This window comes from uncultured Roseicyclus sp. (assembly GCF_937892565.1).
Lineage (GTDB): Bacteria > Pseudomonadota > Alphaproteobacteria > Rhodobacterales > Rhodobacteraceae > Roseicyclus.
This window is the reverse complement of record NZ_CALAHQ010000067.1, coordinates 25,800-36,008: the sequence shown is the minus strand read 5'-3', so window position 1 is coordinate 36,008 and position 10,209 is coordinate 25,800. Positions and strand designations below refer to the sequence as shown.

The following is a 10,209-nucleotide window of genomic DNA, read 5'->3' as shown; positions in this document are numbered from 1 at the left end:
AGCGTCACGGGCGCGGTCGAGCAAGAGGATTTCTTTTACGCCCCCGACCCGTCAAGCCAGCTGGCCTGTGCCATCGCGGGCAATATCGCGATGAATTCGGGCGGCGCGCATTGTCTGAAATACGGGGTGACAACCAACAATCTCCTGGGCGTGACGATGGTCACCATGGAGGGCGAGGTGCTGGAGATCGGCGGCGCGCATCTGGATGCGGGCGGCTATGACCTGCTTGGGGTGATCTGCGGCTCAGAGGGGCAATTGGGCGTCGTCACCGAGGCCACTTTGCGCATCCTCAGAAAGCCCGAAGGTGCCCGGCCCGTGCTGATCGGCTATGACAGCAACGAGGTGGCGGGGGCCTGTGTCAGTGACATCATCAAGGCGGGCATCCTGCCCGTGGCCATCGAATTCATGGACCGCCCCTGTATCGAGGCGACCGAGGCTTTTGCCAAGGCGGGCTATCCGATGTGCGAGGCGCTGTTGATCGTGGAGGTCGAGGGCAGCCCGGCCGAGATCGATGAACAGCTGGCCCTGATCAAGGCCATTGCCCAAGCCCACAACCCGGTCGAGTTGCGCGAAGCCCAAACCGCCGATGAGGCCAAGCGCATCTGGCTGGGTCGCAAATCGGCCTTTGGTGCCATGGGGCAGATCAACGATTACATGTGCCTTGACGGCACGATCCCGGTGTCGTCGCTTCCCTATGTGCTCAGGCGCATCGGCGAGATGTCCAAGGCATATGGCCTGGGCGTGGCCAATGTGTTCCATGCGGGCGATGGCAACATGCATCCGCTGATCTTGTTTGATGCCAACAAGCCCGGCGATCTGGAATTGTGCGAGGCCTTTGGTGCCGATGTCCTGAAGCTTTGTGTCGAGGTCGGTGGCTGTCTGACCGGCGAGCATGGCGTGGGGATCGAAAAGCGCGATCTGATGAGCGTGCAATTCGCGCCCGCCGATCTGGAAGCACAGATGCGTGTCAAGGATGTGTTTGATCCCGGCTGGCTTTTGAACCCCGCCAAGGTCTTTCCGCTGGACACGTCGCGGTCGCGGCGCGAGGCAGGTGTCGCCGCCTGACGGCGCCGACCCGCCGGGGGGCCAGCCCCCCGGACCCCCCGGAGTATTTGAAAAGCAAAGATCGACGAAAGAGGCGCCTGTGCTGCACCCTGCAACGGAAAGCGAAGTGAGCGAGATCCTGGCCGGTGCCACGGGGCCGCTGCGTGTGATCGGGGGCGGCACGCGGACGATCGGGCGGCCCGTGGTGGGCGAGGTGATATCGATCGCGGGTCTGCGCGGATTGGAGCTTTATGAACCCGGCTCACTGACGATCGTGGTGCGTGCAGGCACCCCCGTGGCCGAGGTCGAGGCGATGCTGGCCGCGCAGGGGCAGCGCCTGCCCTTTGAGCCGATGGATCATCGGGTGCTGTTGGGCACCCAAGGCGAGCCGACGATCGGCGGTGTGGTGGCGGCCAATGTCTCGGGGCCGCGGCGCATTCAGGCAGGGGCCGCGCGCGACAGCCTGATCGGTTTGCGCTTTGTGGATGGTTCGGGCAGCGTGATCAAGAACGGCGGCCGGGTGATGAAGAACGTCACCGGCTATGACCTGGTCAAGCTGATGGCGGGAAGCTGGGGCACGCTGGGCGTGCTGACCGAGGTGGCATTCAAGGTCTTGCCGGCGCCGGGCGCGGCGGCATCTTTGCACCTGAGCGGTCTTTCGGATGCCCGCGCGCTCGCGGCGATGTCGGCGGCGCTGGGGTCACCCTTCGAGGTGAACGGGGCCGCGCATCTGCCGCAATCCGGGCAGACCATGTTGCGCATCGAAGGGCTTGCCGCAAGCGTCGCCTATCGCGCCGAGAGGTTGGCCAATCTGTTGGCGCCTTTTGGGGCCGTATCGGTCGATGCGGATGGGGCGCGGGTGGCCGCGATCTGGCGTGATCTGCGCGATGTGGCCGCCTTTGCGGGGCGGGTGGGCGATGTCTGGCGCGTGTCGGTCAAACCCTCGGATGCGCCCGGCCTTGCCGCGCGCATCGGCGGCGAGGTGATCTATGATTGGGGCGGTGGGCTGATCTGGGCGCTGGTGCCCGAGGGCACCGACCTGCGGGCGGGGCTTGGGAATTTTGCGGGCCATGCCACGCTGATCCGGGCCGATGCGTCCACCCGTGCGCGCATTGCGCCGTTTCACCCCGAGCCAGCGCCGCTTGCCGCAATCGCGGCGCGGTTGCGCGCCAAATTCGACCCAAGGGGCATTTTGAACCCCGGATTGATGACTGCATAAGGGAACATGCAAGATGATCGCTGAGGCCATTCTTTCTGCTCTGCCGGCCGCCGCGCTGTTTGGAGCACTTGTCTTGATGCATGACCGCAAGCTTGGGGCGCTTTTGGCGCAAGGGGCGCTGGTGGTCGCTGTGGGTTTGATTTTTGTCGCGATCCTGTCGGACGGTGGCGCGCTGGGGTTCAGCACAGCCGGTCTGGCGGGACTGGGCATAGCCCTTGTCTCGGCGGCTGTGTCGGGGATGCTCTACCACCTGTATCTGGGACGGTTCACGCGGGTATGGGCCGCGCGTGCCGTGTTCACGACGTTGTTCATGGGCGTGTCAGCCGTGTTCAGCGTGGTCCTTTTGTCCCTGATCTGAGGCCGCGCGGATGCAGACGAACTTTACCCCTGTCCAGCTTGCCGATCCGGTCACCGCGCGGTCGAACGCGGTGCTGCGATCTTGCGTGCATTGCGGATTTTGCACTGCCACCTGCCCCACCTATCAGGTCTTGGGCGACGAATTGGACAGCCCGCGAGGGCGCATCTATCTTATAAAAGATATGCTTGAAAAAGGGCGGCCTGCGGATGCCAGGACGGTGCAGCATATCGACCGCTGCCTGTCGTGTCTGGCCTGCATGACCACCTGCCCTTCGGGGGTGCATTACATGCATCTGGTCGATCATGCGCGCGAATACATCGAACAGACCTATCGCAGGCCCCTGTTCGAGCGGGTGTTGCGCTGGATGCTGGCCAAGATATTGCCCTATCCGACGCGGTTCCGCGTGGCGCTGCTGGGCGCCAAGATCGGGCGGCCCTTTGCCTTTCTGATGCCAGATGCGCGGCTCAAGGCGATGCTGGCGATGGCGCCCAAGGTGATCCCACCTGTGTCGCGCAATGACGACCCACAAGTGTTCGCGGCACATGGCCCGCGCAAGATGCGCGTGGCGCTGATGACGGGCTGTGCGCAGCGCGCGCTCAACACCGACATCAACGATGCCACCATCAGGCTTTTGACGCGGCTGGGCTGCGATGTGGTCATCGCCGAGGGGCAGGGGTGCTGTGGCGCGCTGACCCATCACATGGGCAAGACCGCCGAAAGCCACGCAACGGCGGCCCGTAACATTCGGGCATGGACGCGCGAGATGGCGGGCGAAGGTCTGGATGCCATCGTGATCAACACCAGCGGTTGCGGCACCACCATCAAGGATTACGGGCATATGTTCGCCCATGATCCGCTGGCCGGCGACGCGGCCGCCGTGGCTGCCAAGGCGATGGATGTTTCCGAGGTTCTGATGAAGCTGGACCTGCCCGCCGCGACGATGGGGCTGCGGGTCGCCTATCACGCGGCCTGTTCCTTGCAGCACGGCCAACAGATCAAGACCTTTCCCAAGGATCTGCTCAAGCGCGCGGGGTTCAGCGTGGTCGAGCCTGCCGACAGCCATCTGTGCTGTGGGTCGGCGGGCACCTATAATCTGATGCAGCCCGAGATTTCGGGCCAACTCAAGGCGCGCAAGATCGACACGATCGAGGCCACGCGCCCCGATGTCATCGCGGCGGGCAACATCGGCTGCATGATGCAGATCGGGTCGGGCACGGATATTCCCATCGTGCATACCGTCGAGCTCTTGGATTGGGCCACGGGTGGACCCCGGCCCGCGGCATTCGATGCGCCGGGCAAGCGCGCCGTCGGGGTGCCGATCTTGCGCTAGGCCCATCGCGGGCCACGCGGCGGGCCGGTCTTGAAAGGCCGTTTTTGCTTTCCTACCTTGTGGATCAGGGCGGTGCCGCAATGTCGGGCTGTCCCGATCAACCCATGAGCCGTGCCCGCTGTCGGGGCGGCTCGTCAATCCAGTTGTCGCTCGATGGAGGATGACAGATGCGCACTTATGACCTGACCCCGCTTTACCGGGCCACTGTCGGTTTCGACCGCATGGCCGATCTTCTGGATCGTGTGCTGACCCAGGACAGCGCCGCCAGCACCTATCCACCCTACAACATCGAGAAAACGGCCGACGGGTCCTATCGCATCTCGATCGCGGTGGCGGGCTTTGGCGCCGATGAGTTGAGCGTCGAGCAACGCGAGCAAGAGCTTGTCGTTGCCGCCCGCAAGGCACAAGAGGATGGCGCGCCCATCTATCTGCACCGGGGCATCGCCACACGCGCCTTTGAAAAACGGTTTCAACTGGCCGATCATGTGCGCGTGACCGGCGCGATGCATGAAAACGGCATGTTGCATGTCGACCTGCTGCACGAGGTGCCCGAGGCGTTGAAGCCGCGCCAGATTGCGATCACCCGTGTCGCCCCGCATCTGATCGAGGGCCAAACGGCCTGATCCTGACGCAAGCCGGCATCATGGGGGCAATCCATTCGGGTTGCCCTTTTTTGCCGCCCGTGGGTGCCCCTATCCGCCCTGTGGTGGCAGCGGGCCAAGCCAGACCGCTACCCCCCCAAGGATCAGCGCGGCCAGAAACAACCGCCGCAAGAGCCTGCGAAAGACAAAAGCCACCGCTGCTGCGGCCAGCGCCATGGCGATGCCGCCCTCGGGGCCAAGCGCCGCGTTTCCCAAAAAGCCACCCGATCCCAAGGCAAGGGCGATGGACAGTTTGTTCAGCATCCAAAGCCCCCATGGCCCGCCGGTTTGGGTGGGCGCTGCTGTGTCATGCGGGGCTCACAGGGGACAGGCGCCGCAGCAAGACGAAGCCCGCCAAGGGCGCCGCGGCACATAGCGCGATCACCGCGCCATAGCCTGCCAGATCGGCCAGCACAGCCCCCAAACCGGGCGCCAACGCAAAGGCGAACAACGACAGACGCGCCACGCGCCCTGCGGTTTCGCCGAACCCGGCCTCGCCCATCACCTCGCGGGTGACGACGGGTCGCAGGATCGAGATGACGCCGTTGCCGATGCCTTGGGCCAGCGCAAAGACAAGGGCCATCGCCGGGATCGCCGCCGCCGCCCCCATCGCCAGTGCCGCCAGCATCAAGACGACAAACGCGCCCAGCGCCACCTGTCGCGCGGCGACGCGTGCCCCCGCCAACATCAACAGGATGCGGGCGACCACCTGTGCCGGGCCGATGGTCGATGCGGCAAGGATGCCCAGCCCGTCGGGCACCCCAAGGGCCGCCATCAGCGGCAACAGATGCGCCAGCAAGATGCCCGATCCCAGAGCGGTCAGCGCAAACCCCCCAGCGAGCGGCCAAAAGCCCGCCCGCGCAGCCCCATCGGGCGCCATTTGGTCCGATGCGGTGGCGCGCGGCAAGCGTGCGGCCGCCTCGGTTTCAAGCCGTGCGGCCGCCAGCCACAAGAGCGGCACGACCAGCACCAAGACAAGCCCCACCAGAACCCAGATGGCGGCCCGCCAGCCGCCGATCTCGGTCATCACGGCTGTCAGCGGATAGGCCAGCGTCGATGCAAAGCCTGCCGCCAGCGTGATCGCCGTGATGGCCGCGCGCGCTTGCGCCCCGCGCGCGCGGGTGACGACCGAAAAGGTCGCGTCATAAAGCGTGGCACCCATCATCAGCCCAAGCCACGCCCAGACGGCATAAAATTGCCAAAGTGCCTGCACCTGTGTCAGCGCGGCCAACCCCATCAGGGCGCCCAAGGCCCCCAGCGGCATGCCCAAGGGGGCACGCCCCCGATCGATCAGACGACCCACCCATGGCGCGGTCAGACCCTGCACCGCCAGCGCAAGGCTGAAGGCCCCCATGGCCTGTGTCGCCGACCAGCCGAATTCGCCCTGCCAATGCAGCACAAGCGCGGGAAAACTGTAGAAGATCGCGGCCCAGATCACTGTCTCGGACAGCATGAAGGCCAGGATCGCGGGGTCCCGCCAAGCCGGGGGCGTCAGCGTCATGAGATCAGAACCATTGGCCGGGTTCCATCAGTCCAAGCTCCATCAATTGCTGGGACGACCAGTGGAACGGGGTCGATTTGTGCCAGCGGAAATCGGTCACGTCATGGCGAGAGCCGGGATTGGTGCGCAGTGCCTTTGCCGCCCGGAACGAACAGATCGCCGCCGTCAGCGAATGATGCCATTCACAGGCATAGGTGTTCATTTCGTCATCGTTGAGCGTGTGATCCTCGTTCAGCCGCAGACCGGGCCTTGCCTGAAACAGGCCGATCCGGTCGATCCGCCGCTTGGGTTGGCTGATGTGTTCTTCGAACCGCCAGCGCAAGCCGCCAAAGAAATTCTTTTGCCGATCTTTTTGCTGGCCAACCGCGTCGGTGCGGGTTTCGGCGAAGTAGCCCGCGCTGTCCAGCATCGCGGTCTGGATTGATACACCATCCGGGTGGGCGGTCAGGTCTGGCGCATAAAGATCGATCACATAGGTCAAGATGGCCCTGCGTCGTTCCTCGAGCACCCAATTGACCATTTCGCCGATGCGGCGATCTTCGCAAAAGGGATAGAACAGATATTCGCCGTTGTAACAGTAATGCAGCCATTGGCCGGGCATCTTGTCAATCAGGGCGTTGACCGCTGCCGGCGTGATACCCGGCGCGCGGCTTTGGGCGCGGATCACGTGCAACTGTCCCATGCCGTTTTCGATCATCGGCGGCACATCCAGCCCGGGCGGTGCCACAACGAACACATGCAAGAAGCCGCGCGATTGCAGGTGCGCGATGGTCGATGCGATCTCGGTCCGGTCTTCGGCGATCATCAGGGCGGCGGGGCCCTTGGCGAACCCGCCCCGGGGCGTGGCAGCGAACTGTTCAAGAGTGTCGAAATTCATGGAGTTTGCCGAACCGTTTTCCTGCCCCAGCGCCTTGTGGCGGAGTGTGTCTTGTCCTGTGGGCGAATTCAATCGCGCGATCGGTTGAAGCAGCCGCCCCGCGCGTGTACATGCCACAGATCAAGATTTCCTTACCCTTCAGGGCCGGACACTGCGATGACCGAGGCGAAAAAGCTCTACGTCAAGACTTATGGCTGTCAGATGAACGTCTATGACAGCGAGCGCATGGCCGAAGCGCTGGGCGCGCAGGGCTACGCGCAGGTAGACACGGCTGAAGCCGCCGACATGATCTTGCTCAACACCTGCCACATTCGCGAAAAGGCGGTGGAAAAGGTCTATTCCGATCTTGGGCGCCTGAGGCCGCTTCATGACGCCAAGCCCGATCTGAAAATCGCGGTGGCGGGCTGTGTGGCGCAAGCCGAGGGCGCGGAAATCCTGCGCCGTCAGCCGATGGTCGATCTGGTGGTGGGCCCGCAGACCTATCACCGCCTGCCGATGATGATGGATGCGGTCGGCCGCGGCGAACGGGTGCTGGACACGGAATTCCCGCAAGAAGACAAATTCGCCCATCTGCCCAAGGATCGCCGCGCCACGCGCGGACCGACCGCGTTTCTGACGGCGCAGGAAGGCTGTGACAAGTTCTGTTCCTTTTGCGTGGTGCCCTATACCCGCGGCGCCGAAGTCAGCCGCCCCGCCGAACGTCTTCTGCGCGAAGCGCGTGATCTGATCGAACGCGGTGTGCGCGAGATCACGCTACTGGGCCAGAATGTGAACGCCTATCACGGCGCGGGGTCGGATGGGTCCGAATGGGGCTTTGCGCGCCTGATCCGCGAGATGGCGAAAATCGACGGGCTTGACCGCATTCGCTATACCACATCCCATCCCAACGACATGGAAGACGACCTGATCGCCGCCCATGGCGATTGCGACAAGCTGATGCCGTATCTGCATCTGCCGGTGCAGTCGGGATCGGACAGCATTCTCAAGGCGATGAACCGCAAGCACACGGCCGACAGCTATATCCGATTGATCGAGCGCATCCGCACCGTGCGCCCTGATCTGTTGCTGTCGGGTGATTTCATCGTGGGCTTTCCCGGCGAGACCGAGGCCGATTTTCAGGCGACACTCGATCTGGTGGCGACCGTGGGCTATGGCGCGGCCTATTCCTTCAAGTATTCGCCGCGCCCCGGCACGCCCGCCGCCGAGCGCGCGATGGTCGATCCCGCCGAAGCCGACGACCGCTTGCAGCGCCTGCAGGCGCTTGTGACCGCGCAACAGCACGCGACCCAAGACGCCATGATCGGTCGTGTCGTCAGGGTCTTGTTCGAAAAGCCGGGCCGCATGCCGGGCCAGATCACCGGCAAGTCAGAGTATCTGCACGCAGTCCATGCCGATGGGCCCTTGGGCCTTGTGGGCCAGATCGCGCCCGTCGAGATCATCGCGTCGCAGAACAATTCCCTGACAGGGCGGTTGATCGGCTAGGGCGGTTGCCTTGGCCCGTGATCAAGCCATGTGCCGCCTTTTTTTCATGCGATGGCGGCCACCTGATAAAGAAACTTTGATGACAGCCCCCACAAGCTGTTGCGTTGTGACGCGCCCATTGCCACAATCTGTTCACGTGCAACACCAACCCGGAGCATGGCTTGGCAATCACCCCCCTCGCGGCCCCAGCAACTGTCACCCCGGTCGAGCTGTCGCTCGAGTTTCCTGACAACCGTCTGCTGATTGAGCTGTGTGGCGAATTTGATCGCAACCTTGCCCAGATCGAGCATCTTTTGTCGGTCCATGTCTTGCGCCGTGGCAATCAGCTGGCCGTGCTGGGCGAAGCGCGCGAGACAGCGGTCGAGGTCTTGAAAAAACTCTACGCACGGCTCGAGGCGGGCCGCGGGATCGAGCCCGGCGATATCGACGCCGCGATCCGGCTGGGTGGTTCGGCCGAGAGCACGGGCGTGCGGGCGGGCGACCAGATCGAGATGTTCCAGCGCGGCGCTCTGGAAATCGGCACGCGCAAGAAAACCGTTGAGCCCCGCACGGCGGCGCAACAGAATTATGTGCGCAACCTGTTTTCGCATGAGCTGGCATTCGGCATCGGCCCTGCGGGCACGGGCAAGACCTATCTGGCCGTCGCGGTGGGCGTGAACCAGCTGATCAACGGGGCCGTGGACAAGATCATCTTGTCGCGCCCGGCGGTCGAGGCGGGTGAGCGGCTTGGCTTTTTGCCCGGCGACATGAAGGAAAAGGTCGATCCCTACATGCAGCCGCTCTACGATGCGCTGAACGATTTTCTGCCCGGCAAGCAGCTGCAAAAGCTGATGGAAGAAAAGACCATCGAAATCGCCCCCTTGGCCTTCATGCGCGGGCGCACGCTGGCCAATGCCTATGTCGTGCTGGACGAGGCGCAAAATGCCACTGCGATGCAGATGAAGATGTTTCTGACCCGCTTGGGGCAGGGGTCGCGCATGGTGATTACCGGCGACCGGACCCAGGTCGATCTGCCCCGCGGCGTTCCCAGCGGGCTGGTCGAGGCCGAGCGTATCTTGAGCGCGGTAAAGGGCATCACCTTCAATTACTTCACCTCAAAGGATGTCGTGCGTCATCCGATGGTCGCCAAGATCATCGAGGCCTATGACGCCGACGCCGGCGGCCCGCAAAGCTGAGTGGCGTCACCAAGCGGGCAGCCTTGACCGCGCGCCTGCGCCAGTGCATGGGCCATGGCCATGGACATCGATATTCTCTTTGAAGAGCCCGCATGGGAAAACACCGCGCTTGTGCCCTTGGCCAAGACGGCCCTTCGGACCGCGCTGGCGGAGCTGGGCCTTGACCCGGACCGGTTCGAGGTCTCGATCTTGGCCTGTGATGATGAGCGCATCGCCACGCTGAACGCCGCGTTCCGCGGCAAGCCCACGCCCACCAATGTGCTGTCATGGCCTGCCGAAGATCGTGCGCCCAAGATACCCGGTGCCATGCCCGAGCTGCCCGACACCGACGCCGATGCCGATGGCCCGCCCGAAGAACTGGGCGACATCGCGTTGGCCCTTGGCGTGCTGACGCGCGAGGCTGACGCGGCTGAAAAGCCGTTTGAGCACCATTTGACCCACCTTTTGGTGCATGGGTTGCTTCACCTGTTGGGTTTTGATCACATCACAGACCCCGATGCCGCCCTTATGGAAGGTTTGGAAACGCGCATCCTTGCCAGACTGGGTGTCCCTGACCCATATTGACACCGCGGGCCATCGAGG

The 10,209-nt window shown here is 63.9% G+C and carries 11 protein-coding genes; 8 read left to right on the top strand and 3 right to left on the bottom strand.

From position 1 onward, the window contains the following. The 5 genes from Q0094_RS09520 to Q0094_RS09500 form a co-directional block, all read left to right on the top strand. Nucleotides 1-1,065 (top strand): FAD-linked oxidase C-terminal domain-containing protein (locus Q0094_RS09520; protein ID WP_297618365.1); only part of this gene is annotated, 1,065 nt, incomplete at its 5' end. 82 nt (nucleotides 1,066-1,147) lie between these two features. After that, complete coding sequence (locus Q0094_RS09515) at nucleotides 1,148-2,263, top strand: FAD-binding protein (RefSeq protein WP_297618378.1); 1,116 nt, start codon at nucleotides 1,148-1,150, stop codon at nucleotides 2,261-2,263. A gap of 13 nt (nucleotides 2,264-2,276) precedes the next feature. Beyond that, nucleotides 2,277-2,621: a hypothetical protein gene (locus Q0094_RS09510; RefSeq protein WP_297618362.1), complete on the top strand. Its 345-nt coding sequence runs from the start codon at nucleotides 2,277-2,279 to the stop codon at nucleotides 2,619-2,621. 10 nt (nucleotides 2,622-2,631) lie between these two features. Then, nucleotides 2,632-3,951: a glycolate oxidase subunit GlcF gene (gene glcF, locus Q0094_RS09505; protein ID WP_297618359.1), complete on the top strand. Its 1,320-nt coding sequence runs from the start codon at nucleotides 2,632-2,634 to the stop codon at nucleotides 3,949-3,951. Nucleotides 3,952-4,118: 167 nt separating this feature from the next. Continuing rightward, a complete protein-coding gene (locus Q0094_RS09500; RefSeq protein ID WP_297618356.1) occupies nucleotides 4,119-4,574 on the top strand; it encodes an Hsp20 family protein in 456 nt (151 codons plus the stop codon). A gap of 69 nt (nucleotides 4,575-4,643) precedes the next feature. Here Q0094_RS09500 and Q0094_RS09495 read toward each other — a convergent pair whose 3' ends face one another. Genes Q0094_RS09495 through Q0094_RS09485 form a run of 3 tightly spaced genes read right to left on the bottom strand, consistent with a single transcriptional unit; the run spans nucleotide 4,644 to nucleotide 6,970 of the window. Then, on the bottom strand, nucleotides 4,644-4,856 hold the full coding sequence (locus tag Q0094_RS09495; RefSeq protein ID WP_297618353.1) for a hypothetical protein: 213 nt from the start codon (nucleotides 4,854-4,856) through the stop codon (nucleotides 4,644-4,646). A gap of 43 nt (nucleotides 4,857-4,899) precedes the next feature. Next, nucleotides 4,900-6,093 (bottom strand): MFS transporter, encoded by a 1,194-nt coding sequence (locus tag Q0094_RS09490; RefSeq protein ID WP_297618351.1) that lies wholly within the window; start codon nucleotides 6,091-6,093, stop codon nucleotides 4,900-4,902. A 4-nt stretch (nucleotides 6,094-6,097) separates the two neighbouring features. Next, nucleotides 6,098-6,970: a hypothetical protein gene (locus Q0094_RS09485; protein WP_297618348.1), complete on the bottom strand. Its 873-nt coding sequence runs from the start codon at nucleotides 6,968-6,970 to the stop codon at nucleotides 6,098-6,100. A gap of 156 nt (nucleotides 6,971-7,126) precedes the next feature. On the opposite strand from Q0094_RS09485, the gene miaB reads away from it, so the two are divergent. The 3 genes from miaB to ybeY all read left to right on the top strand — a co-directional run bounded on the left by miaB (nucleotide 7,127) and on the right by ybeY (nucleotide 10,191). After that, on the top strand, nucleotides 7,127-8,452 hold the full coding sequence (gene miaB, locus Q0094_RS09480; RefSeq protein ID WP_297618345.1) for a tRNA (N6-isopentenyl adenosine(37)-C2)-methylthiotransferase MiaB: 1,326 nt from the start codon (nucleotides 7,127-7,129) through the stop codon (nucleotides 8,450-8,452). Nucleotides 8,453-8,613: 161 nt separating this feature from the next. Next, a complete protein-coding gene (locus tag Q0094_RS09475; RefSeq protein ID WP_297618342.1) occupies nucleotides 8,614-9,627 on the top strand; it encodes a PhoH family protein in 1,014 nt (337 codons plus the stop codon). A gap of 60 nt (nucleotides 9,628-9,687) precedes the next feature. Next, complete coding sequence (gene ybeY, locus Q0094_RS09470; RefSeq protein ID WP_297618375.1) at nucleotides 9,688-10,191, top strand: rRNA maturation RNase YbeY; 504 nt, start codon at nucleotides 9,688-9,690, stop codon at nucleotides 10,189-10,191. Nucleotides 10,192-10,209: the final 18 nt, after the last annotated feature.